Source organism: Sulfuricella sp., from assembly GCA_041651995.1.
Taxonomy (GTDB): Bacteria; Pseudomonadota; Gammaproteobacteria; order Burkholderiales; family Sulfuricellaceae; genus Sulfurimicrobium.
Window position 1 is genome coordinate 877,328 of the sequence record JBAZID010000001.1, and the last position, 24,158, is coordinate 901,485.

Sequence of the window (24,158 nt, forward strand, 5' to 3'; positions counted from 1 at the left end):
ACGGAGAGCGGGGGGCACCATGGCCTGGCAAGCGCTGAAAATCGCGGCAAACGCCCACACGGCCGAAATCCTCGGCGATGCACTGATGGAACTGGGCGCGCTCTCGGTTTCCATCGAGGACGCGCACGCCGGCACGCCTGAAGAACAGGAAATTTTTGGCGAACCAGGTGAGCCGCCCGCAGGCGTGTGGCAGGACGCGCTGATCAACGCCCTGTTCGAAGCAGATGCCGACCTGACCGCCATCATGACCGAGGCCGCCAGCGCAGCGGGGCTGCCAACCGCGCCGGCATTCGAGGTGGAGGCCGTGGCAGAGCAGGACTGGGTGCGTCAGACCCAGGCGCAATTCGCACCGATTCCGATTTCTCAACGCCTGTGGATCGTGCCGACCTGGCATGAATCCCCCGATCCATCCGCCATCAACCTGATCCTGGATCCCGGCCTGGCGTTCGGCACTGGCAGTCATCCCACCACCCGCCTGTGCCTGCAATGGCTGGACCGCAACCTTCACGGCGGCGAAAGCGTACTCGATTATGGCTGCGGATCCGGCATCCTCGCCATTGCCGCGCTGAAATTTGGCGCCGGCCAGGTCACCGGGGTGGACATCGACCCCCAGGCGATTCAGGCCAGCCAGTTCAATGCCGGACAGAACCAGGTCAAGGCGGACTTCTATCTGCCCAATGATGCGCCGCAGGTCAGCGTTGACATCGTGATCGCCAACATCCTCACCAACCCGCTGAAAATGCTCGCCCCGATGCTGGCCAATGCAGCACGCCCGGGTGGCCGCATTGTGCTCTCGGGCATTCTCGCCCACCAGGCAGCCGATGTGCTGGCGGTCTACCGCAGCTGGTTCGACATTGATATTGCCGATGAAGCGGAAGGCTGGGTCTGCCTGGCCGGTACGCGCAAAGCATGAGCAGCATTACCGCCTGCCCGCAGTGCCAGACCCGCTTCCGCGTGACGGAAGAGCAGTTGCAGATACGTAACGGGAACGTACGTTGTGGCCGCTGCGCCCATGTTTTCAACGCCCTTGAAAGCCTGATCGAGGAATCGCCTCCATTGCCGGAGGAAGTTGTTCCTGCTCCGGTTCCAGCCCAGCCACCCGGCCTGGCGGAACAGGCCCAGGAAACCTTTCCAGCCGGGTACACGCCCGTCACACCCGAACGGGAAGCCCTGCAACAAGAAATCCCGCCGCCTGAAGCCGCCGACGCCGGTGAACCGCTATTCGACCCTGAAATCATCCATCCAGAAATCCCGCCAGAAGCCGAAGAGGCTTTGTTCGAGTTCGAGATCACCCGGCCCGAAACCCCGGCAGACGCCGTCCAGCCGGCAGAATTTTTCCCCGAGGCCCCTTCCGGGGAGGAATCAGGCGCCATTGACCCTGTAACTGAACAGGCCTTCGAGGCGCTCGACAAACTGCTATCACCTGGCTTCGAGCCAGAGCCAGAGCCAGAAAGCAGGGTTGAAGCCGAATCCCGCGTGGTCCGCATCCAGCCGCCGCTCACCGTCATTCAAGCCAAGGTTTCCCCGGCAAGCCCAAAATATGCCCCGCCCCCCAAGCCCAGGCGTGCCTGGCCGTGGGCCCTGGCTAGCCTGCTATTGCTGGCAGGATTGTTTGCCCAGGGTATTTATTCCTTCCGCGACACCATTGCCGCACACTACCCGCTGACTCGCCCCCTGCTTGAACAGGCCTGTGACCACCTGCAGTGCCGCGTCAGCCTGCCGCGCAATCCTGATCTGATCGGCATTGAGTCGTCCGAACTCCATGCCGACCCGGCCCGCGCCAATATCGTGGTGCTGACCAGCATACTGCGCAACCGCGCAGCCCATGTTCAGGCTTACCCTACGCTGGAACTGACCCTGACCAACACCAGGGATGAAATGGTCGCGCGCAAGCTGTTTCCCCCCACGGAATATTTGAGAAATATGACCGCCATCTCGCAGGGCATACCCACCGGCGGGGAAGTTGCGGTCAAACTACTGATGGATATTGGCGAGCTCAAGGCCGAGGGCTACCGCCTGTACCTGTTTTATCCGCCCCAGCCATAATCATGGAGAATGCAATGCTTAAACAGACCCCACTCAACGCCGCGCACCGGGCCGCTGGCGCCAAGATGGTGGATTTCGGCGGCTGGGACATGCCGCTCCATTACGGCTCACAACTCGAAGAGCATCACAAGGTGCGTGGCGATGCTGGCATGTTCGACGTTTCCCACATGCAGATCGTGGATCTGGCAGGGGAGGGCGCGCGCGGCTTTCTGCGCCAGATGATGGCCAACAACGTGGACAAGCTCACGCTGCCGGGCAAGGCCCTGTATTCCTGCATGCTCGACGAGAAGGGCGGGGTGATCGACGACCTGATCATTTATTTCATGCGCGAAGACTGGTTCCGCATCGTGGTCAACGCCGGCACGGCGGAGAAAGACCTGGCGTGGATGGAAGCACAGCGCGCAAAACTGGCACCCCAGTTAACACTCACTCCGCGCCGCGACCTGGCCATGATCGCAGTGCAGGGTCCCAATGCGCGCGCCAGATTGTGGGCGGCCATGCCGGGATCACAGGAAATCAGCGAGCACCTCAAACTCTTCCAGGCCGCGGAAATGGGCACCATGTTCATCGCCCGCACCGGCTACACCGGCGAGGACGGCTTCGAAATCATGGTGCCGGCCAAGGCCGCACCCTTCCTGTGGCAGGCATTGCGGGAACAGGGCGTGGCGCCCATCGGCCTGGGCGCGCGCGACACCCTGCGTCTGGAAGCAGGCATGAATCTCTACGGCCAGGACATGGACGAAAGCGTTTCCCCGCTCGAATCCGGCCTGACCTGGACAGTCGATCTCGCCAGCCCGCGCGACTTTATCGGCAAGCAGGCACTCACCAGCCAGGCCGTGGCGCGCCAGCTGATGGGCCTGCTGCTGCTCGACAAGGGCGTGCTGCGCGGCCACCAGAAAGTGATCACAGCCCAGGGCGAAGGAGAAATCACCAGCGGCGGTTTTTCCCCCACCCTCAACCAGTCCATCGCCCTGGCCCGTCTGCCCGCGGCCACCGCAACGGGAGAAACCGTGCAGGTGGAAATCCGCGGCAAACTGCTGAGCGCACAGGTCGTGCGCTATCCCTTCGTGCGCAACGGCAAGCGTTTAGTGGCATAATTCCGCACAATAATATTGAATCTTCAAGGACCCCAAATGACTATCCCGGCTGATCTGAAATACACCAAATCCCACGAATGGGCGCGGCTTGAGGCCGACGGCAGCGTGACTGTTGGCATCACCCACCACGCCCAGGAACTGCTGGGCGACATGGTGTTCGTGGAAAATCCCGTAACTGGCCGCAAGCTGACCCAGGGCGAAGAATGTGCCGTGGTCGAATCGGTCAAGGCCGCTTCCGACGTCTATGCGCCGATCGCGGGCGAAGTCGTTGCCGCCAATGGCGACGTGGAAAATGCGCCGGAAAGCATCAACCAGGATGCCTACGCGGCCTGGCTGTTCAAAATCAAGCCCGACAACGCGGCCGCCCTCGGCACCCTGCTCGACGCAGCAGCCTACCAGGCGCTGGTGGACAGCGAAGCGCACTAATTCAGCAAGGCGTGAAGAGCGGCGGATAATGCGATTTTTTTCGCTTTTACTCCTCACCCCTCACTCCTAACCCCTCACCCGGAAAATTCATGCCCTTCATCCCTCATACCGAAGAAGACATCCAGGCCATGCTGGCGCGTATCGGCGTGTCTTCCATTGACGATCTGTTCGACGAAATTCCTGCCGGACTGCGCAGCGGCCAGCTGACCGGCATCGCGCCCGGCATGGGGGAAATGGACATTTCCCGCCTGATGACCGAGCGCGCGGAGACGGATGGCCGCTTCCTCAACTTCGTCGGTGCCGGCGCCTACGAACATCACATTCCGGCAGCGGTCTGGCAGATCGCCACGCGCGGCGAGTTCTATTCCGCCTACACGCCCTACCAGGCCGAGGCCAGCCAGGGCACGCTGCAGCTGCTGTACGAATTCCAGACCATGATGGCTTCCCTGACCGGGATGGACGTGGCCAACGCCAGCCTCTACGACGGCGCCTCCGGCCTGGCCGAGGCGGCGCTGATGGCAGTGCGCGCGCACAAGACCTCGCGCCGCATCCTGATGCCGAAAAGCGTGCATCCGCTCTATCGCCGGGTGGTGAACAGCATCGTCAGACACCAGAAAATCGAGCTGGTCGAACTGGATTACGACCCCGCGCTCGGCATCACCGCGCTGCCGGAGGAGAAGGACTTTGCCGCGCTGGTCATTCCGCAGCCCAACTTCTTCGGCTGCCTGGAAGAAGTTGACGCGCTGACCGACTGGGCGCACGCCCAGGGCGCCCTGGTCATCGGCCTGGTCAATCCGCTGGCGCTGGCGCTGCTCACCCCGCCCGGGCAGTGGGGCAGCAAGGGCGCGGACATCGCGGTCGGCGAAGGCCAGCCGCTGGGTTCGCCGCTTTCCAGCGGCGGCCCCTATTTCGGTTTCATGTGCTGCAAGCAGGCGCTGGTGCGCCAGATGCCCGGCCGCATCATTGGCCGTACCGTCGATCTGGACGGCAAGCCCGGCTTCGCGCTGACCCTGCAAGCACGCGAGCAGCATATCCGCCGCGCCAAGGCGACCTCGAATATCTGCTCCAACCAGGGCCTGATGGCCACCGCCGCCACCATCCACATGACGCTGCTCGGACCGGACGGCCTGGAGCGCGTTGCCGCGGCCTGCCACGCCAACACCGTGACGCTGGCCGAAAGCCTGAGCAGGATCAATGGCGTGAAGCGCGCTTTCACACAGCCGTTTTTTCACGAAATCGTATTGCGCCTGCCCATCCCGGCCGGCGACGTGCTGCGCGCCATGGAAGCCCAGGGCATCGTGGGCGGCTTCGACCTGATGCCTTACTACCCGGAACTGGGTCAGGCGATCCTGGTCTGCGCCACCGAGACCCGGACAGCGGCCGATCTGCAAAATTACGCCGAGCAACTGGAACGCATCGTATCCAGGCGCGGTTCCGGCCCCACCTGCACCAAGCTTGTACCTACCGCCACCAGCAAGTGGTAAATCAGAGGAGATCGACATGGCAACCGTAACGCTCGAAGGCGAACCACTCAACGTTGGCGGGCACTTCCCGCAAATCGGCGAAACTGCCCACAGCTTCATGCTGGTGGACAAAAACCTGAAGGACGTTTCCCTCAGCGAATTTGCCGGCAAGCGCAAGGTACTGTCGGTCGTTCCCAGCATCGACACGCCGGTATGCGCCACCTCCACCCGCGTTTTCAACCAGCGCGCCAGCGAGATGAGCAACACCGTGGTGCTGGTGATTTCCGCCGACCTGCCGTTTGCCCAGAGCCGTTTCTGCGGCGCGGAAGGGCTGGACAACGTAATCATGCTCTCCACCATGCGCGGGCGCGATTTCCACAAGGATTACGGCGTGATGATCACCGATCCGCCACTGTCCGGCCTGATGGCCCGCGCCGTGTTCATCCTCGACGAAAACGACCGGGTAATCCATGCCGAACTGGTACCGGAAATCACCCAGGAGCCGGATTACGATGCGGCCATCGCGGCTTTGAGCCGGTAATAAAACTTTTTTACCACGGAGGGCACGGAGAACACGGAGGCAAGGACGGTCCATCCGCCATGTTCCTGGTTTTCTCCGTGTCCTCCGTGCCCTCCGTGGTTAAATGCCTTGATTGAAAACTGACATGCTGATCTTCGAACTGTCCCAACCCAAACGCCGCAACGCCGCCCAGGCGCCTTCCTCCCTGGCCGCCTGCACCGATATTCCCGGCCATTTGCGGCGCAAGGCGCCTCCGCTGCTGCCGGAGGTTTCCGAAATGGACGCGGTGCGCCATTACACCCGGCTGTCGCAAAAGAATTTCTCCATCGACACCCATTTCTACCCGCTCGGCTCCTGCACCATGAAATACAACCCGCGCGCCTGCAACCATCTCGCGATGCTGCCGCAACTGCTGGCGCGCCACCCCATGAGTTCGGAGAACACCGGGCAGGGCTTCCTGGCCTCGATGTTCGACCTGCAGGAAATGCTCAAGGAAGTGACCGGCATGGCGGCCGTCTCGCTCACCCCGATGGCCGGTGCTCAGGGTGAATTTGCCGGCGTGGCGATGATCCGCGCCTACCATGACGCGCGCGGCGACACTGCGCGCAGCGAAATCCTGGTACCGGACGGCGCCCACGGCACCAACCCAGCCACAGCGGTGATGTGCGGCTATACGGTACGCGAGATCCCCACCGATGGCGACGGCAACGTCGATCTGAGCGCGCTGAAAGCCGCCGTCGGACCGCAAACCGCGGGGCTGATGCTGACCAACCCCTCCACCCTGGGCGTATTTGAAAAAAGCATCCAGGACATCCAGCGCATCGTGCATGACGCCGGCGGGCTGCTGTATTACGACGGCGCCAACCTCAACGCCATCCTGGGCCGGGTCAAGCCGGGCGACATGGGCTTCGACGTGATCCATCTCAACCTGCACAAAACCTTTTCCACCCCCCATGGCGGCGGTGGCCCCGGTGCCGGCCCGGTCGGCGTCAGCCCGCGCCTCGAACCCTTTCTTCCCATCCCCTTCGTGGCCAATGAAAATGGGCGTTACCGCTGGCTGGCGGAACAGGACCGGCCACAGAGCATCGGCCGCCTTTCCGCCTTCATGGGCAACGCCGGAATCCTGCTGCGCGCCTACGTCTACGCGTGCATGCTGGGGGCACAAGGCATGCACCGGGTTGCGGAATTTGCCACCCTCAACGCCAATTACCTGATGGTGGAGCTGGCCCGAGCCGGATTCGACGTGGCTTTCGCCAAACGCCGTGCCAGCCACGAATTCATCGTCACGCTGAAAAAACTCAAGGACGAAACCGGCGTGACCGCCATGGACGTGGCGAAACGTCTGCTGGACAAGGGCTTCCACGCCCCCACCACCTATTTCCCGATGCTGGTGCAGGAATGCCTGCTGATCGAGCCGACCGAAACCGAATCCAGACAGACCCTGGACGCCTTCATCGCAGCGCTCAAGGAAATCCGCGACGAGGCCTACAGCCAGCCCGAACAGGTCAAGGGCGCGCCTTATTCCATGCCGGTACGCCGCCTGGATGACGTCAAGGCGGCGCGGGAGCTGGATCTGGTGTGGCAGCCATAGCCGAAAGATGGCAAATCTACTGAACGATGCCTCAACCGTCATTGCGAGCGTAGCGAAGCAATCTGATTTTGCCGTTGCGTTCAGCAATGCCTGTCTGGCTGCGGGACTTCCAGGATGATGGTGTTCATGCGCTGGTTGTTCGCGCTATTGCTCATTGCCAACATCGCATTTTTCGCCGTGATGCAACTGCCAGAGGGGAGACCGGATAGTGACCCAATGGCCAGTCACGCACCCTATTACGCCGAAAAAATCCGCTTGCTGCAGGAAACGGAATAGCGCCAACGCAAGCGCAACCCGCTGCCCCGCCCCAGATCTGCCTGGAATGGGGCATTTTCTCGCAACAGGAACTGGCCCGCGCGCAGGACGCGCTCAAGCCACTGCAACTGGGGGAGGGGGCCATTACCCTGCGCGGCACGCCGGAAAAAGCCAGTAAGTACTGGGTCTATATTCCACCGTTCAAGTCCAGGCCGGAAGCCCAGAAAAAGCAGGAAGAACTGAAAGGGCTGGGCATCGAGGACAGCCTGGTGATGCAGGACAACAACAAATGGCGCCATGCCATTTCCCTGGGCGTGTATTCCACTCAGGAAGCCGCGGACAAATACCTCGCCGAACTCCGCACAAAGCACAACGTGAAATCCGCCAAGTCTGGCCCCCGCACCCTGGATGGCGGCCACTCCAGCATGCTCATCCAGGCCAGCGGCTCAAACCTCGAAGCCGATCTGGTCAAGCTGAAGCAGGATTTTCCAGGCACGGAACTGAAAGCCGTGCCCTGTTCGCCCTAACGGCTCACTTCGCGAGTTTCACGCTAACCCTCCAGGGTTTTGTGCGCGCCGTCGCAGAATGGTCCCTTGGCACTGGCCTTGCAGCCACATAGCCAGACCTTGGTTTTCTCGCCCAGGGAAAATTTCTGCGGCGAAAACTCGCTGCCCTTGTGGGCGCCATCGCAGAATGGCTGGGTTTGGGACTTGCCGCACGAACACCACCAGTAGTCACCGGCTTCGAGTTCCATGGCATAGGGTGCGCGCTGGGCACAGACGGGTTTATTCATTCAATTCTCCTTGGGATAGAAGCCCGCATATTACCCTACTAAATTACTTTACTAAACCGGAAAACACCCGGCTCTTGGGCAAGCCCAGCCCGAGGAAAAACTCTTCCGCGATCTCCACCGCCAATTCAGGGCCCGCGAGATAAACGTCACCTGCCTGTAAATCCGGAGCGCCCTCGACGATCTCTTGCAGCATGGCACGCAGGTTTTCCTCGCGTTTGCCGCTCACGGCGCGCAGGTCATAGCCGGCAATCCGGGAAGAAAAAGTGAAATCATCCAGCGCATCCGCCCAGGCGCGTCCCATGTTCGGCATGTAGATGCTGCCGGCGTCCGAGCCGATCCAGTAGAGGTGCATGGCTACGGCCGCATCCAGCGACAGGGCGTGTTCGATCAGGCTCTTGAGCGGGGCAAAACCGGTATCAAAGGCGATGAAATACAGGGGCCGGGGTGATTTTTCCTGCAGGATGAATTCGCCCTGCGGCCCTTCCACGTCCACCATTTCGCCGCTTTCGAGCTGGTTGAACACATAGTCGGAAAACAGGTTGCCCGGCATGCGCCGCACATGAAAGTGCAGATTGCGCTCATCGCAGGGACAGCTGGCAATCGGCAGATCGGCCGAAAGTGACTTGCCCAGCTGCAAGGTGGCATATTGTCCCGCCAGGAAGCGCAGGCGGCTGGTGCGCGGCGTCTGCAAGTGCAGCAGGGCCATGTTGTGCGACAGCAGTTCGATGGCCTTGACCTTGGCGGATAGTTGCTGAAACGGAATATCCTGCACGCTGCCGGCCACCGGCGCTTCGATTTCCACATCCGTCACTGCCGTGTTGGAACACAGCAGCACATATCCCTGGCTTTTTTGCGCCTCGGGGATCACGTAATCGTGATGGCGGATTTTCTTGATCTGGCCCGACACCACTTTAGCCTTGCACAGACCGCAATTTCCTCCGCTACAACCGTAATTGAGCGGAATGCCCGCACGCAGGGCAGCCTCCAGGATGCTGTCCGGCCCATCGATAAAAAAGTCGTGGCCGCTCGGCAGCACCCGCACATGGGCAGACATCACCCGCAGGATGCTGTCCCTTACCGCCAGCGGATTGGGATAACCAGGCTCCATGGCGGCGGCGGCTTCTTTCTGGAGCCAGGTTTTGAAATCAGCCAGCGCGTCTTTCATCCCGGATTGGGATTGGCCCTCGATTTCACCCAGTTTGTTCCTTAAACGATCCAGCAGAATATTGAACTGCCGGACTTGCGTCTGGCTGTTGGCCAGCTCCGTGCTCAATTCTGTCACGCGGGCGGCGAGCACTTCCGCATCCGGCAACGCGCGCTCAAATACCCTTTTACCGAACGATTTTTCCTTGATGAGGCGCACCCGCTCGAACTCGACATTGTTCTCCAGCTGCGCGTCCGGGTAGACCGCCAGCAGATCCTCCACCTTCACGGTGCCATCAAAAGACGGCATCTCGCCATTCTGGATTTTTTTCTGCAATGCGCCGCGCGTGACGCCAACCAGGCGCGCCGCGCGCGACAGGGAAAGAAGATGAACCATGTGAAGACTCCTTCAGGAAGGTAAATCTTGCCGTCCATCTTGATACAAATGCCAGGCATTCTCAATTTTCTTTCGCAAAAGAGGCTGTGCATCCACGGTGACGATTGACTTTTGCCCCCTCCAAACTTAACCTCGCCTGCTGACCCACGCCCCATCCAGGCAATCCCCAATGACGCACGATCCTGACCAGCCGCCCGTACCCGGCGAACATCCGGCCACCAGGCTGAGCGAGGAAGCAGGCCGCTGCGTTGCGTGCGGCCTTTGCGTTCCACATTGCCCGACTTATCGCAAAACACTCAACGAAGCAGACTCGCCGCGCGGCCGGATCTTCATGATGGCTGCACTGCTGGAACAACGCCTGCCGCTTTCGCCAGAAGTATTGCACCACCTGGACCTGTGCCTGACTTGCCGTGCCTGTGAAAATGCCTGCCCCTCAAGGGTGCGCTACGGCTGGCTGGCGGACGGCATGCGGACATGGCTGGAGCCGCAACGGCAACGCCCGGCAGGGCAACTGCGTTTGCGGCGCATGCTGTTCAATACGCTACGCCATCCGCGCTGGCTGCGAAGCGCGGGCTGGCTGCTGCAAAGCTACCAAAGGTCCGGCCTCCAGCGGCTGGCGCGCAAATCCGGCGCGCTGGCGGCATTCGGCCTGGCACGGGCCGAGGCACAACTGCCCGTCCTGCAAAAAGGCCATTCCCTGCATGGCATGCATGCCGCAAACGGCACGCCGCGCGGCACCGTCGGCCTGTTTCTCGGCTGTGTCGCCCAGATGACCGATGCGCCCACCTTGAGCGCGGCAATTTTTATCCTCAACCGGCTGGGTTACAGCGTCGAAGTCCCGCGCGCGCAGACCTGCTGTGGCGCCCTGCACCAGCACAATGGCGCGACCGGTGCGGCACAGGCGCTGTCATGCGAAAACCGGCAGGCTTTCAGCACGCCGGGCTTGCAGGCCATTCTGCACGCAGCATCCGGCTGCGGCGCCACCCTGGCCGAGCAGGATCCGCCCCTGACGGCGCCCCTGCTCGATATCAGCACCTTCCTCAGCCAGGCTCGGGGTTGGGAGCAGGTTGAATTGGCACCACTGCAACAAAGCATCGCAGTGCATGAGCCCTGCTCCAGCCGCAACGTCCTGCACGACCAGGACGCCGCTTACCAGCTGCTGCTGCACATTCCAGGCGCCCGCATCATCCCGCTGGCCGGGAACGACCAGTGCTGCGGCGCGGCCGGGAGCTATGCGCTGACCCAGGCGGCAATGGCAGACTTGCTGTTGCGTGATAAAATCGAGGCTATCAAAACCGGCGGCGCACGAATCATCGCCACGTCCAACCCCGGCTGCGCCATGCACCTGGCGGCCGGACTCCGTGCCGAGGGTATGGCAATCGAAGTGCTGCACCCGGTACGCCTGGTGGCACGTCAAATGGGATATGAAAATGCTTGATCTGGATAAAGTCATCACTGAATTCGACAAGGGCTTGCGCACCCTGTTTGCCCATGCGCCAACCCTGCGCCCGCTGCCGGGAAAAGGCTTTCCCGATGCGGAGCTGAGCGCGGAAGAAAAGCGCCTTGCCGCATCGCTCATGCGCATCAACCACAGCGGTGAAGTCTGCGCCCAGGCCCTGTATCAGGGGCAGGCGCTGACGGCCCGCAACCCGGAGGTGAAAACCGCGCTGGAACAGGCCGCGTGGGAAGAAACCGAGCATCTCAACTGGACCGAAACGCGCATCGCCGAACTGGGCGGGCACACCAGCCTGCTCAACCCGCTGTGGTACACCGGCTCGCTCGCGCTGGGCGCGCTGGCCGGATCGCTTGGAGACAAGTGGAATCTGGGCTTCCTGGCCGAAACCGAGCGCCAGGTCGAGCAGCATCTGGATAGCCATCTTGGCCGCCTGCCGCAGCAGGACGAAAAAAGCCGCGCCATTCTGGAGCAAATGAAAAGCGACGAAATCCAGCACGCCACCACTGCGCTGGAACATGGCGGCGCGGAACTGCCATTGCCGGTTAAAACCGCCATGAAGCTGTCTTCCAAAATAATGACTACAACGGCTTACTGGGTATGAGCATGGGAAATTTCGCAGAAAACCTGGCGCAACTGGCCGACGTAGCCGAGTTTTCCAAACTGGAGCTGTTCGATGCAGCCGGCAATTCCGTTGCCGTGATCGAAAACAAACCCGGCAGCCAGGGCTCCCTCCGGGTGTATCGCCACCTTGCGGAAAAATGGGGCAGCATCAATCCGGATGCGGCGCATGACGGCCTGGCGCTTTACGCGGAGCATACCGGCGACGCGCGCCACAACCCCGGCAAGCATCCCAACATTGACCGCCTGTTCGAAATCATCGCCAACGGAATCTCCTATTCAGCACATCTCACCCGCGTATAGCCACGCAGGTGAAAAAATCCATCCTGATTCCGCTTCTGCTGGCCGCCGTCGTCATGGCGGCCATGCTGTTACGCCCGGGGAACCAGGAACATCAAGCGCAACCGGTTTCCGGCTTGCCGTGGCAAATCGAAACATTACCGGACGGTAATTCACAGGTTTTCGGCCTGACACTCTCGCGCAGCACGCTTGACGATGCGCGCAAATATTTCGGACCCGACATGGAAGTCGCCGTGATCGCCCAGCGGGGCGAAACTGGCACGCTGGAAGCGTACTACAGCAGGGTCACCACGGGCGTACTCACCGGCAAAATGATTCTGGTCGGCGAATTGGGCAAGGAAACCGTGGAGCGCATGCGCGAGCATGCAGTAAAAAGCAAAATCACAGAAAACAACGCGCGAAAATTCACCCTCAGCCAGGAGGACCTGGCCCTTGCTTACAACGTCCCGGTCGCAAGCATCACCTTCATCCCCACAGCCAATCTCGATGAAGAAACGGCCCTTGCCCGCTTCGGTCGGCCGGGCGAACGCATCCGCGCTTCCGAACAGGTGGAGCACCTGCTTTACCCGGAGAAGGGACTTGCCCTCACCCTGGACAGCAAGGGCAAGGAACTGTTGCAGTACGTCGCGCCGCGCCACTTTGCGCGCCTGCGGGAGCCTCTCCTGAGCCAGCAGACCACGCATTAAATCTGCTGTGAAGCAGCACTGGCAGGTTCTTCCCGGGGCGTGCTGCAAACTCTGCCGGTGTCTGGCAATTCAACGCTCTGTGCGGCCGTCCGAACGGTTACGGCGCGCTGATGACGAAAGAGCTCTCCTGCGAGTATTGCCCGTCGGCGGTGCGTACCCGGATGTAATAAGTGCCGGGCGTCAGGTTGGCGGGCACGGTCCACTTATACACCTGGCGGCCTGATGAACCAGCGTTTGTCAGGCCGCTGGCGATGGTGGCGACGGGTTGCTTGCCGGCGTCAAGCAGTTCGAGAGCGACGGCTGCGGGCAGGCTGCACAGCTGGGTCCAGAGGATGTCGTAGGATGAGCCGTGGCGCCAGGTGTAATTGCTTTTCGGTGCATCCAGAAACAGGTGCTTGCCAATGTGGAAGCGCTCGCCCACGGTGATCACGCTGTTGTCGAGGGTGGCGATGCGCGGGCGGAATGTGCCCATGCCAAAATTGAACTGGGCGTCAGTATAGCCAGACCAGCTATAGGTGCCGCTGTTGGGGATGTCTGCTGCGATGCTGCGCCAGACCTGTTCACCGTTGGCTTCCATCAGGTCGATCTTGATGCGGGCATCGGCCGGCAGGGCGGTGTTCCAGCGAAATTCATGCGGCAGGTTGGTGCACCAGCCGGCATTCACGGCGGGGCTGGTGAAGGTGAGGCTGGGGCTGACCGGGAAACTGACCGGATTGGCGATTGTGAATGAGGTGGTGCGACTCAGCTGGTTATCGGTGGTGCGTACGCGAATGTAGTAGGTGCCCGGTGCGAGATCGTCTGGCACGGTCCATTCATGGCCGCGCGGCATGTGGTGGCCTTCGGCGGACAGTCCTTCCGCGATGGTGAGTACAGGCTGCTGGCTGGCGTTGAGCAGTTCGATGGTAGCCGGGGTGGGGAGAGCGCAAATCTGCGTCCAGCGGATGGTGTACTGCGAGCGCTTGCGCCAGGTGTGATTGCTTTGCGGGGCGTTGATCATCAGCGGCTTGCCGAAATGCATGAGCTCGCCGAGCTTGACCACGCTGTTGTCCGCGTTCCGGATGCGCGGGCGCAGGCTGATGGAGCCGGAGGAAAACTGTGCATCGGTGAGACCGGCCCAGGTGTGGCTGCCGCTGTCCGGAATATTGCTGGCGATGCTTTTCCACACGCTAGTACCGTCGGAGCGCATGAGATCGATGCTGACGGTGCTATCGGCGGGCAGGGTGGAACTCCAGCGGAATTCGTGTGCCTGGTTGGTGCACCAGCCGGTGTTTGTGGCCGGGCTGACGAGGCTAAGCGCGGGCGTGGCCGGTGTCGTGTCAGTGGATGACGCTGCCTGTCCGCTGCCGGTCTCGGGTGTGGCCGCAGCGCCAGTGTCGCCTCCAGTCGTTGCCGCAGGACGCTGGCCGCGTTCCGGCCTGGCGGACAGGTTCACGCCGCCAGTGATGGCGCCAATGCTGAACGGCTGATCACTGTCATCCGAGTATTTTCTGTCGCGGCTCTGGATCTGCACGGTATAGCTGCCGGGCTTGATGTCTTCCGGTACGCGCCAACTCCTCTTGCCCTCGGACAGGTTCACCGACGCGGCTATGTCGGCCACCTTGCGCCCATTTTGAAGCAGCTGGATCGCGCCGGGGCCGGAAATGCCGCTACCCTGCCATTGCACCTGCACGCGATCGCCGGGCAAGAATGATTCGCCGCCATTGGGACTGAGCACCGTCAGCGTTGTTGCGGTCGATACGGTGCGGGGGAAGGTGCGTTCGGCGGGTGTTGTCGCCCTGGGTGCTACGCTGGCTGGAGCAGAGAGTTTGGTATCTTCCGTGGCCGGCCTGGGGCTTAAGAGCAAGGGGCGTTTGAGAGAGCGGGTTGGTGTTTCACTTTTCTGCGTATCCTCGCCGTTGGTGTCGGTGGCATACGCCGGATTTGTGAGCACGAGGCCCAGTGCGCCAATCACCATCCAAACTGTGTTGCATCCAGTGCATTTCATCTTCTCCCCTTTGTTCCGTGAAGGAACAACCAACCATAATATTTAAAAGTATCCGCCTTCCTGAAATCGGGATCAAGACCAAGAATTATCCTTGATAGCCTCAGTTGGACAGGCCAAAGTGTGCGATTTGGTCTGTCGCGGGGTCAACAAACGGGTGAACGAAAAATATTGGGTGAAGCTATTCAGGATCACAAGCTTAAATATCCCGATTAGCGGTCAACTGAGGTTTCCAGGATTATTCAGAGCAAAGAAGGGAAGGTGACCGGAATGCCTGTGAAGGCCCGAATCTTCTTGTTTGAAGACATTATGCAGACAAAATAAATGTTGTAGCGATGAACATAACTACAGCATTTACCAAGGAAGGCGTGAACAGGTGGATTACTGGATCTCGCGCAGGACAGGCACCGCCAGCTTCGCTTCATCCGCATGCTGCAAGGCCCGCTCCAGGCGGGCAGGCGCGCTGCGACCGGTGCACAGGTGCGCCGGGTCGGCTAAGATGGCCTCCGCCATGCCTTCGATCAGGCGCTCCGCATCATTCTTCTGCCCGGTCAGCCAGTCCTGGACCTGCACTACTTCCTGCGCCACGCTGCGGGCAAAATCGCGCTGTTGCTGCCATAGATCGCCCACATTGCCGCCGGTTCGGAGGCCGGCGATATTGGTGGTGAGAATATAGATATTCTTGCGCACCAGTTCGTAAGCCAGATCCTGCGCGGAGGGAATTTCACGGCAGGGGATATCGATCGCCCGCAAGGCAGCCAGCACAACTTCGGTCGCAGGGCCAAATACCGGCGAAGGGATCAGCGGCTTGGCATCGCTGCCTTTTTTCTTCTCGAACCACACCGGGATCACGGTGGGGCTGGCGATGCCATGCTGCTCCCAGTCGCGCGGCAACAATTCGTTCTGGATCAGGCCGATACGGGTTTTCCATTGCGGGGGCAGGGCGGCCAGAACCGTGTGCAGATCCGCCTCCCCGACCGCCACCAGCACCAGGGCTGGCTCGGGATGCCGCGCTGCGGCAATGTCCATGTCGTCGTCGCGGTTCACCGGCATAACCGTAAAGCCCGCACGCAGAAAACCGCCCGCAAAGACACGTCCGAGCTGGCCCAGGCCAATGATGATGACGGGTTTTTCCATCAGGATGCGATGCCCTGGCCCATGAGGTAATCCTCGTAATTGCCGATATGGTGACGGAAGCCGCCGTTGCCATCCAGTTCGATGATCTGCGTGGCGAGGGAAGATACAAACTGGCGGTCGTGGCTGACGAAAATCAGCGTGCCCTTGTACTGTTCCAGCGCCATGTTGAGCGCCTCGATGGATTCCATGTCCATGTGGTTGGTGGGCTCGTCCATCACCAGCACGTTGGGGCGCTCAAGCAGCAGCTTGCCGTACAGCATGCGGCCTTTCTCGCCGCCCGACAGCACGCGCACCGACTTTTTGGAATCGTCACCGGTGAACAGCAGACGTCCCAGCGTGGCGCGGATGATCTGGTCGTCGTCGCTTTTGCGCCCGTGCCGCTCCATCCATTCGAACAGGGTCATGTCATGCTCGAACTCGGCATGGTGATCCTGGGCGAAATAGCCGATCTTGGCCTTGTCGGCCCATTTAACCTCGCCCTGATCCGGCTCGATCTCGCCTACCAGGGTTTTCAGCAGGGTGGTTTTGCCCGCGCCGTTGGGGCCGATGATGGCGAGGCGCTGACCGGCGTCGAGCAGCAAGCTGAAACTGTGGAACAGCACCTTGTCGTAGCCTTTGGCAACTTCCAGCAATTCCACCGCCTTGCGGTGCAGCTTTTCCCTGTCGTCGGTTTCAAAGCGGATGTAGGGGCTCTGGCGGCTGGAGGGTTTGACATCGACCACGCTGTCCTTGATCTTGTCCGCCTGCCGGGCGCGGCTGGTGGCCTGGCGCGCCTTGGAAGCGTTGGCGGAAAAGCGGGCGACGAAAGCATTCAGCTCGGCAATCTGTTCCTTTTTCTTGGCATTGTCCGTCAGCATCCGCTGGCGCGCCTGGGTCGCGGCGATCATGTATTCATCGTAGTTGCCGGGGTAGATGCGGATGGTGCTGTAATCCAGATCGGCCATGTGGGTGCACACGCTGTTGAGGAAGTGGCGATCGTGGGAAATGATGATCATGGTGCTGGAACGGGCGTTGATAACGTCCTCCAGCCAGCGGATGGTGTTGATGTCGAGGTTGTTGGTGGGCTCGTCCAGCAGCAGGATGTCCGGATCGGAAAACAGCGCCTGCGCCAGCAGCACGCGCAGCTTGAAGCCGGGCGCCACTTCCTTCATCAGCCCGCTGTGCTGCTCCACCGGAATACCCACGCCGAGCAGCAGTTCGCCGGCACGGGATTCGGCGGTATAGCCGTCCAGTTCGCCGAAAAGGACTTCCAGCTCGGCGGCGCGCATGTAGTCGTCTTCGGTGGCTTCCAGATTGGCGTAGATGCCGTCTTTTTCCTCTTTCACGGCCCACAGCTCGGCATTGCCCATCATCACCACATCCAGCACCACCTTGTTTTCATAGGCGAACTGATCCTGGCGCAGCTTGCCCAGACGCTCGCCCTGGTCGATGGAAACATTGCCCCCGGAAGGCTCCAGATCGCCGCCGAGAATTTTCATGAAAGTGGATTTGCCGCAGCCGTTGGCACCGATCAGGCCATAGCGGTTGCCCTCGCCGAACTTGACGGAAACGTTCTCGAACAGGGGCTTGGCCCCGAACTGCATGGTGATGTTGGCGGTGGAAATCAATTTATGGCCCGTTTTTGGAAAAATGTGCTTATTATACCAATTTCACAATAATTAGTCGGGAGGGTTCCGGACGCTGCCAGTGCAGCATCGAAATTTTCCGGCACAAGCACACCACCATGCCACAAAAAAACAATCTACCAGACGCCATAGAGACAGCCCCCGCCCCGCTGGTGCGGCTCTCGGTCGGGCAAAAACTGGCGGTGATTTTTCTGGCTTTTTTCCTGCTTACCGCAACCAGCCTGGTTGTGGTGGAAACGCTTTACAACGGTGTTGCCGATGTCTCCCGGCTGGTCAACGAAAGCGGCAGGCTGCGCTACCTGAGCCAGAGGCTGGCCTTTTATACTGCCGAATCCGCTCTTCAGAAACGCCCAAGCGAGACGATTCCGCCCCTGATTCAGCGTTTTGAAAACACGCTCGCGCAGATCGAACAGGAGAGCGCCAAGCTTTCTTTCCTGCTGCTGCGGGAAAGCGGCGCACTCTCTGCCGAAATCGGGGAAGTACACAAAAGCTGGCGCATCTTCCGGCAGACGCTGGAAAAATCCCTGTCCGACTCCACCACGATCCTTGAAGCGGGGGACCTGCCCCGGCTCACCCAGGAAACCGATGCCATTCTGGAGCGCACCGACCAGGTTGTGAGCACGCTGACGGCAGCAGCGCAGCAGGCGCATAGCCATATCGACTGGCTGATCGCCGGCGTGGTGGCGCTCAACCTGGCATTTCTCGTCACCCTCGTGGCCTATGCGCGCTGGCGCATCGTGACGCCGCTGATCGCGGTGACCGACATGGTGAAGCGCTTTGCCGCGGGGGATCGCAGCGTGCGAATGCAAAATCATCGTTACGATGAAATCGGTGAACTCATGCGCGGCTTCAACCAGGGTGCGGAGCAGATGGACAGCTATATCAGCGAGATTTCCCGCATGGCTGAAATTATCGAAGCCATGCCGGATATCGTCGGCACCGCCACGCCGGAAGGCAAGATGCTGTCCGCCAACCGGGCGGCGCGCAAAATCCTCGGTATCGGCGCCAACGAAGATATCGCGGGCACGCCGATCGCCACCTTTGTTCCCGAATGGGCCCTCAGGGTAACCGAGCAGGAAGGCATACCCACCGCGATACGGGAAGGGCACTGGGAGGGTGAAACCGCCCTGCTGAGCCGTGACGGCAGGGAAATCCCGGTTGCCCAGGTGATCTTGTCCCACCGCACGGCAGACGGTCAGGTCGCCTTTCTCTCCTCAATCATGCATGACCTGAGCGGGCGCAAGGCACGCGAAACCGAGCGGCGCAAGCTCACTCAGGCGCTGGAACAAAGTGCCAACACCATCGTCATCACCGACCGCGATGGCGTGATCGAATACGTCAATCCCTATTTTTACGCCCTGACCGGCTACTCTCCCGAGGAAGTCATCGGCAACAACCCTAATGTCTGGCAATCGGGCGATACGCCGCTAGAGACCTATCAGGAAATGTGGCAGACCATTCTTGCCGGCAAGGTGTGGCGCGGGGAAGTGCTCAACCGCAAGAAGAATGGCGCGCTATTCTGGGAGTCCTCGACGATTTCCCCCGTCAAGGACGAAAAGGGGGTGATCACCCACTTCGTCGGCATCAAACAGGACATTACCAGCCGCAAGGAAGCAGAGGAAAAACTGCGCTTGTGGAAACGGGCACTCGAATCGAGCGTCAATGCCATCACCATCATCGACGCTACCCACAAGGATTTCCCCTATGTGTATGTCAACCCCGCGTTCGAGCGCATTACCGGCTACAGCGCCGAGGAAGCGCTGGGGAAAAATGGCCGCTTCCTGCAAAACCAGGATACCGACCAGCCGGAACTGGAACACATTCGCCGCGCGGTCAGGGAGAAGCGCGACGGCAAGGCCTTGCTGCGCAACTACCGCAAGGATGGCAGCCTGTTCTGGAACGAACTTTTCATTTCTCCGGTGCGCAACGAAGCAGGGCAGGTCACCCACTACATCGGCATCCAGAACGACGTAACCGAGCGCAAGCAATATGAGGAACAACTGGCCTACCAGTCCGCCCACGACACCCTGACCCGGCTGCCCAACCGCAACCTGGCCCAGGACCGGCTCACCCAGGGCATCATTTTTGCCCGCCGGGCCAACAGTCAAATCGCCCTGCTGCTCATTGATCTCGATAATTTCAAGGTCATCAACGACAGCCTGGGACACAACGTGGGCGACCAGTTGCTACAGATCGTGGCGCAGCGCATCAATGAATCTGTGCGCGGTGGCGATACCGTGGCAAGAATGGGTGGTGACGATTTTGCCGTGATCCTCGCCGATATTTCGCAGGAAGAAGATATTTCACGCGTTACGCACAAGATTCTAGCCGCCATTGCCGAGCCGGCCATGGTCGAGAACCACAAACTGACGGTCACGTGCAGTATCGGCGTCAGCCTGTTCCCGCGTGACGGAGAGGACGCCACCACCCTGCTGAAGAATGCGGATGCCGCCATGTACCGGGCCAAGGATCAGGGCCGCAACAGCGTCCAGTATTACACCGCCGAGATCAACAGCCGCGTTTTACAGCGCCTGATGCTGGAAAACAGCATGCGCACGGCGCTGGAGCGCGATGAATTCACCCTCCACTATCAGCCCCAGGTCAGCCTGCTGACCGGCCAGATGATCGGCATGGAGGCGCTGCTGCGCTGGCAGCACGCCGAGCTGGGCATGATTTCGCCCGCCCACTTCATCCCTCTGGCAGAGGACACCGGCCTGATCATTCCCATTGGCGCCTGGGTGCTGCATACCGCCTGCAAGCAAACCCGGGCCTGGCATGACGCGGGCCTGCCGCCAATACGCGTGGCGGTCAATATTTCTGGCCGGCAGTTCCGCGAGAACATCCCGCAACTGGTGAAAAAAGTCCTGGCGGAAACCGGCCTGCCTCCCGAGTTCCTGGAACTGGAAATCACTGAAAGCGTGGCCATGCAGCATGCCGAAAGCACGGAGCAAACGCTGGGCGCATTGCGCGACATGGGCGTCAGACTATCCATCGACGATTTCGGTACCGGCTATTCCAGCCTCAGCTATCTCAAGCGCTTCCCCATCAACAAGCTCAAGCTGGACCAGTCTTTCGTGCGCGACATCATTTCCGATCCCGACGATGCCGCCATCTCGATAGCCATCATCGCGCTGGCGCACGGCATGAAACTCGATGTCATCGCGGAAGGGGTGGAGAAGGAAAGCCAGCTGGATTTTCTGCGCACCCACAGCTGCGACGCCATTCAAGGCTATTATTTCAGCCGACCCGTGGCATCGGAACAAATGGAGCAGTTGTTGCGCGATGGCTGCCAGCTCAATCTCCCCAGCCAGCAGGATGGCGCGGCGCTCACCTTGCTGCTGGTGGATGACGAGCCCAATATCCTTTCATCCCTGCAACGCCTGCTGCGCCACGAAGGCTACAACATTCTGACAGCCACCAGCCCGGCGGCAGCCTTTGATATCCTCGCAAAGCACCCGGTAAGCGTCATCATCTCGGACCAGCGCATGCCCGAAATGAGTGGAACCGAGTTCCTCAGCCGGGTTTGCGAACTGTACCCGGATACGCTGCGCATGGTGCTTTCCGGTTATGCAGACCTGAGCAGCGTAAGCGATGCGATAAACCGTGGCGCCGTCTACAAGTTTCTCACCAAGCCGTGGGAAGACGATACCTTGCGCGCCCAAGTCGCCGAGGCCTTCCGCCGCCATGAAACCATGCAGAACCGGCCGGCCCCCCACTGAAAACCGTTGTGCATCGGCTTGTTGAGACGGCCGCTTATTATTCCAGCCATCAAACTCACGGGTAGGAGCGGCGCCGACCCTCTCTCCAACTCTCTCCCAAAGGGAGAGAGGGCGATCGTCCCTTCCCCTTCAAGGGGAAGGTCAGGATGGGGATAGGAGTTGGCCGCGATTGGATCCTGAATCGGCCCGGGGCGGGCCTCCTACATCCCAGAGTATTTACGGGCCGGATCAATCGCCGCAAGCATGAGCCAAGTGAACTTTGGGCGTGCTTTTGCAGTCTTTCGAGTATTCATTGCCGGAGGGAAACCAGACGGCGCTCCTGCCTGCCATGGCACCATCATCAACCGGGAGCCGATATGCTCATCAAACGCCCCAGCGACATTCGCCCATCGGAAATCACCGATCGCGAGGTGTACCACTCCCGCCGCCAGTTCCTGCAAGCCTTGCCCGCCGCGCTGACGGCTGCCGCAGTCCCCGGCCTGTTCGCAACTCCGGCCTTCGCTGCGGAAAAGCTGCCGGGTGCAAGGAAAAGCCCGCTCAGCACCAGCGAACCAGCAACGCCGTACAAGGAAGTGACCACTTACAACAACTTCTACGAATTCGGCACCGGCAAGGCTGACCCGGCACAGGCTACCAGGACCCTGATCACCCGCCCGTGGACGGTAACGGTCGAGGGCGAGGTCAGGTATCCAAAAACCTACGGCATCGAGGACCTGCTGCGCCTGGCGCCACTGGAAGAGCGCATCTACCGCCTGCGCTGCGTCGAGGGCTGGTCCATGGTGATCCCGTGGACAGGCTTTTCACTCGGCGAAATCATCCGCCGCGCCGAACCTGGCGGCAATGCAAAATATGTCGAACTGGTCTCGCTGCATGACCCCAGGCAGATGCCGGGGCAGCGTTCCGGCGTGCTGGACTGGCCCTATGTCGAGGGATTGCGCCTGGACGAAGCCATGCATCCGCTCACGCTGCTCGCCTTCGGGCTTTACGGCGAGGTGCTGCCGCAGCAGAACGGCGCCCCGCTGCGCCTGGTGGTGCCGTGGAAATACGGCTTCAAGAGCGCGAAATCCATCGTCAGGATCCGCCTCGTCGAGAAACCGCCAACAAGCGCCTGGATGCGCGCCGCGCCCAGCGAGTACGGCTTCTTTTCCAACGTCAATCCCGCCGTGGACCACCCGCGCTGGAGCCAGGCCAGGGAACGCCGCATCGGCGAGTTCCTCAAGCGTCCCACGCTGCCGTTCAATGGCTACGGCGACCAGGTGGCGCAGCTTTACGCCGGCATGGATCTGAAGAAGTTTTTCTGATGCAGCCCCCTCTCCCTAAGCCTCTCCCACAAAGCGGGAGAGGGAACGATAGCCCTCTCTCCCGTTCGCGGGAGAGAGTTGGAGAGAGGGTGAAGATTTTGCTGTTCTTCGCCTGCCTCATCCCGCTGGCGCGGCTGCTGTGGCTGGGCTTCGATGACGGGCTGGGCGCCAACCCGATCGAATTCATCACCCGCTCCAGCGGCACCTGGACCCTGACCTTCCTGCTCATCACGCTGGCCATCACCCCATTGCGCCGTCTCTCCGGCTGGCAATGGCCAATCCGGCTACGCCGCATGCTCGGCCTGTTTGCCTTTTTCTATGCCAGCCTGCACTTCACCACCTATCTCTGGCTCGACCAGTTCTTCGACCTGGGCGCCATCTACCAGGATATTTTCAAGCGCCCCTTCATCACCGTCGGCTTCGCCAGCTTCCTCCTGCTGATTCCCCTGGCGCTCACTTCCACCCAGGCCATGATGCGCCGCCTCGGCGGCAGGAACTGGCAGCGCCTGCACCGGCTGGTGTATCTCATAGCAGTCGGGGGCGTGGTGCATTACTGGTGGCTGGTGAAGAAGGATGTCACCCAGCCGACGATCTACGCCGCCGTGCTGGCGCTGCTGCTGGGCTACCGGCTGTGGTTCAGGCGATTCAGCACTAAAGCCCCAAAACCTGAACCCTGAAATGGAGTCCAGGCTCTGGTTGAATCATTTCTTTGCCAGGCCAATAACAAACCGGGTTATTTCTATTAATTCCGGATATCCATGGTCCGGATCAGTCCGGACGCCGCCTAAAATGGTCAAATATCTATATTCCAATGCGGGCATAAACTTGCTGCCCCAATTTCCTCGGCCACCGTGGGATATCTTGAACAACAACCATTCCTCTGCCGACCGGCTTTTAAGCACATCAGAAGCTTTCAGGCCGTCATAAGGGCTGACGATGCTGTTATTGTAAAATCGGGAGATATCCATCCAGCTCGGGCCGATGTTATCTTTCTTGCGATCCAGGGCGTGGCACTCATTGCAACCGTGAAGCTTTGACAAGCCAGCAAACCTTTCTTTCGGCGTGCGGCCATTGGATAGCCCCATGATGCCTGTCGCCAGTGCATCGATGTCAGCTGGCGTAACCTTGAGCGGATCAGGGGGTGGCATTATCGACATTCCCCAGATACCCGCGCCCCCGCTGGCTATCTTCAGCCTCAGATATTCCTCGGCCTTTTTCTTCCGGAGAATTTCAGAAATGGGGATGCCCATGCTTGTCTTGCTATGACTGTTATAGGCCCTGGATACTTCCATCCAGGCAGGGCCTATGACTCTTTTGTCAATCGCGTGACAAGCGACGCAACCGTATCTCACTGCAATGGGGGGCATGCCGGTTGCCAATACACTACCTGTGGTCAATAGCGCCACGATTGCAATGATATCCATGACAGCAGATTTCATGATATTCCCCCTCTTCGCACCTAGAAGACGATGTCCAGATAAACCGCCACCCGGAGCGCAATGCCTTGCTGAATCCAAAGAAGCGGCGTGAGCGCGGTCATTGAAGCCATGACCTTTTGTTCAACCTATGACACACCCTACTCTTCCAGTCTTAAGGCTGGCTTA

General features: G+C 60.5%; 22 protein-coding genes. 16 read left to right on the forward strand and 6 right to left on the reverse strand.

Going from position 1 to position 24,158, the window contains the following annotated elements; translation table 11 throughout:
- Nucleotides 1-19: 19 nt before the first annotated feature.
- From prmA to WC392_04285, 9 genes are all read left to right on the forward strand, one after another.
- Nucleotides 20-913, forward strand: a complete 894-nt coding sequence (gene prmA, locus WC392_04245) for a 50S ribosomal protein L11 methyltransferase (protein ID MFA5241572.1) — start codon at nucleotides 20-22, stop codon at nucleotides 911-913.
- On the forward strand, nucleotides 910-2,046 hold the full coding sequence (locus tag WC392_04250) for a DUF3426 domain-containing protein (protein MFA5241573.1): 1,137 nt from the start codon (nucleotides 910-912) through the stop codon (nucleotides 2,044-2,046). The genes prmA and WC392_04250 overlap by 4 nt, the downstream gene beginning before the upstream one ends.
- A gap of 14 nt (nucleotides 2,047-2,060) precedes the next feature.
- Nucleotides 2,061-3,143: a glycine cleavage system aminomethyltransferase GcvT gene (gene gcvT / locus WC392_04255; GenBank protein ID MFA5241574.1), complete on the forward strand. Its 1,083-nt coding sequence runs from the start codon at nucleotides 2,061-2,063 to the stop codon at nucleotides 3,141-3,143.
- A gap of 36 nt (nucleotides 3,144-3,179) precedes the next feature.
- Nucleotides 3,180-3,569, forward strand: coding sequence for a glycine cleavage system protein GcvH (gcvH, locus tag WC392_04260; protein ID MFA5241575.1), 390 nt, complete (start codon nucleotides 3,180-3,182; stop codon nucleotides 3,567-3,569).
- A gap of 89 nt (nucleotides 3,570-3,658) precedes the next feature.
- Complete coding sequence (gene gcvPA / locus WC392_04265; GenBank protein MFA5241576.1) at nucleotides 3,659-5,053, forward strand: aminomethyl-transferring glycine dehydrogenase subunit GcvPA; 1,395 nt, start codon at nucleotides 3,659-3,661, stop codon at nucleotides 5,051-5,053.
- Between the two features lie 16 nt (nucleotides 5,054-5,069).
- Nucleotides 5,070-5,573 carry a thiol peroxidase gene (tpx, locus tag WC392_04270; protein MFA5241577.1) on the forward strand — a complete coding sequence of 168 codons (504 nt, stop codon included), beginning with the start codon at nucleotides 5,070-5,072 and terminating at the stop codon, nucleotides 5,571-5,573.
- A 124-nt stretch (nucleotides 5,574-5,697) separates the two neighbouring features.
- On the forward strand, nucleotides 5,698-7,143 hold the full coding sequence (gcvPB, locus tag WC392_04275; protein MFA5241578.1) for an aminomethyl-transferring glycine dehydrogenase subunit GcvPB: 1,446 nt from the start codon (nucleotides 5,698-5,700) through the stop codon (nucleotides 7,141-7,143).
- Nucleotides 7,144-7,269: 126 nt separating this feature from the next.
- Nucleotides 7,270-7,419 (forward strand): hypothetical protein, encoded by a 150-nt coding sequence (locus tag WC392_04280; protein MFA5241579.1) that lies wholly within the window; start codon nucleotides 7,270-7,272, stop codon nucleotides 7,417-7,419.
- A gap of 128 nt (nucleotides 7,420-7,547) precedes the next feature.
- On the forward strand, nucleotides 7,548-7,925 hold the full coding sequence (locus WC392_04285; GenBank protein MFA5241580.1) for an SPOR domain-containing protein: 378 nt from the start codon (nucleotides 7,548-7,550) through the stop codon (nucleotides 7,923-7,925).
- Between the two features lie 23 nt (nucleotides 7,926-7,948).
- Here WC392_04285 and WC392_04290 read toward each other — a convergent pair whose 3' ends face one another.
- Both WC392_04290 and WC392_04295 read right to left on the reverse strand, forming a co-directional pair.
- Nucleotides 7,949-8,191, reverse strand: coding sequence for a CDGSH iron-sulfur domain-containing protein (locus tag WC392_04290; GenBank protein MFA5241581.1), 243 nt, complete (start codon nucleotides 8,189-8,191; stop codon nucleotides 7,949-7,951).
- 43 nt (nucleotides 8,192-8,234) lie between these two features.
- Nucleotides 8,235-9,731, reverse strand: coding sequence for a 2Fe-2S iron-sulfur cluster-binding protein (locus WC392_04295; GenBank protein ID MFA5241582.1), 1,497 nt, complete (start codon nucleotides 9,729-9,731; stop codon nucleotides 8,235-8,237).
- Nucleotides 9,732-9,900: 169 nt separating this feature from the next.
- Here WC392_04295 and WC392_04300 point away from each other — a divergent pair, with 169 nt between their 5' ends.
- Genes WC392_04300 through WC392_04315 form a run of 4 tightly spaced genes read left to right on the forward strand, consistent with a single transcriptional unit; the run spans nucleotide 9,901 to nucleotide 12,791 of the window.
- Complete coding sequence (locus tag WC392_04300; GenBank protein MFA5241583.1) at nucleotides 9,901-11,169, forward strand: (Fe-S)-binding protein; 1,269 nt, start codon at nucleotides 9,901-9,903, stop codon at nucleotides 11,167-11,169.
- Complete coding sequence (gene coq7 / locus WC392_04305) at nucleotides 11,162-11,788, forward strand: 2-polyprenyl-3-methyl-6-methoxy-1,4-benzoquinone monooxygenase (GenBank protein MFA5241584.1); 627 nt, start codon at nucleotides 11,162-11,164, stop codon at nucleotides 11,786-11,788. The genes WC392_04300 and coq7 overlap by 8 nt, the downstream gene beginning before the upstream one ends.
- Before the next feature lie 2 nt (nucleotides 11,789-11,790).
- Entirely contained in the window at nucleotides 11,791-12,108 is a 318-nt protein-coding gene (locus WC392_04310; protein MFA5241585.1) for a DUF2322 family protein, read from the forward strand.
- An 8-nt stretch (nucleotides 12,109-12,116) separates the two neighbouring features.
- On the forward strand, nucleotides 12,117-12,791 hold the full coding sequence (locus WC392_04315; GenBank protein ID MFA5241586.1) for a hypothetical protein: 675 nt from the start codon (nucleotides 12,117-12,119) through the stop codon (nucleotides 12,789-12,791).
- Between the two features lie 97 nt (nucleotides 12,792-12,888).
- Here WC392_04315 and WC392_04320 read toward each other — a convergent pair whose 3' ends face one another.
- The 3 genes from WC392_04320 to WC392_04330 all read right to left on the reverse strand — a co-directional run bounded on the left by WC392_04320 (nucleotide 12,889) and on the right by WC392_04330 (nucleotide 17,516).
- Nucleotides 12,889-14,745, reverse strand: coding sequence for a Ser-Thr-rich GPI-anchored membrane family protein (locus WC392_04320; protein MFA5241587.1), 1,857 nt, complete (start codon nucleotides 14,743-14,745; stop codon nucleotides 12,889-12,891).
- 408 nt (nucleotides 14,746-15,153) lie between these two features.
- Nucleotides 15,154-15,909, reverse strand: a complete 756-nt coding sequence (locus WC392_04325) for a hypothetical protein (GenBank protein MFA5241588.1) — start codon at nucleotides 15,907-15,909, stop codon at nucleotides 15,154-15,156.
- On the reverse strand, nucleotides 15,909-17,516 hold the full coding sequence (locus WC392_04330) for an ABC-F family ATPase (GenBank protein ID MFA5241589.1): 1,608 nt from the start codon (nucleotides 17,514-17,516) through the stop codon (nucleotides 15,909-15,911). Before WC392_04330 ends, WC392_04325 begins: the two co-directional genes overlap by 1 nt.
- 116 nt (nucleotides 17,517-17,632) lie before the next feature.
- Here WC392_04330 and WC392_04335 point away from each other — a divergent pair, with 116 nt between their 5' ends.
- From WC392_04335 to WC392_04345, 3 genes are all read left to right on the forward strand, one after another.
- Nucleotides 17,633-21,253 carry an EAL domain-containing protein gene (locus WC392_04335; protein ID MFA5241590.1) on the forward strand — a complete coding sequence of 1,207 codons (3,621 nt, stop codon included), beginning with the start codon at nucleotides 17,633-17,635 and terminating at the stop codon, nucleotides 21,251-21,253.
- A gap of 356 nt (nucleotides 21,254-21,609) precedes the next feature.
- Nucleotides 21,610-22,554, forward strand: coding sequence for a protein-methionine-sulfoxide reductase catalytic subunit MsrP (gene msrP, locus WC392_04340; protein MFA5241591.1), 945 nt, complete (start codon nucleotides 21,610-21,612; stop codon nucleotides 22,552-22,554).
- A gap of 89 nt (nucleotides 22,555-22,643) precedes the next feature.
- Nucleotides 22,644-23,231, forward strand: coding sequence for a protein-methionine-sulfoxide reductase heme-binding subunit MsrQ (locus tag WC392_04345; protein ID MFA5241592.1), 588 nt, complete (start codon nucleotides 22,644-22,646; stop codon nucleotides 23,229-23,231).
- 24 nt (nucleotides 23,232-23,255) lie between these two features.
- On the opposite strand, the gene WC392_04350 is transcribed toward WC392_04345, so the two are convergent.
- Nucleotides 23,256-23,993, reverse strand: a complete 738-nt coding sequence (locus WC392_04350) for a hypothetical protein (protein ID MFA5241593.1) — start codon at nucleotides 23,991-23,993, stop codon at nucleotides 23,256-23,258.
- Nucleotides 23,994-24,158 lie beyond the last annotated feature (165 nt).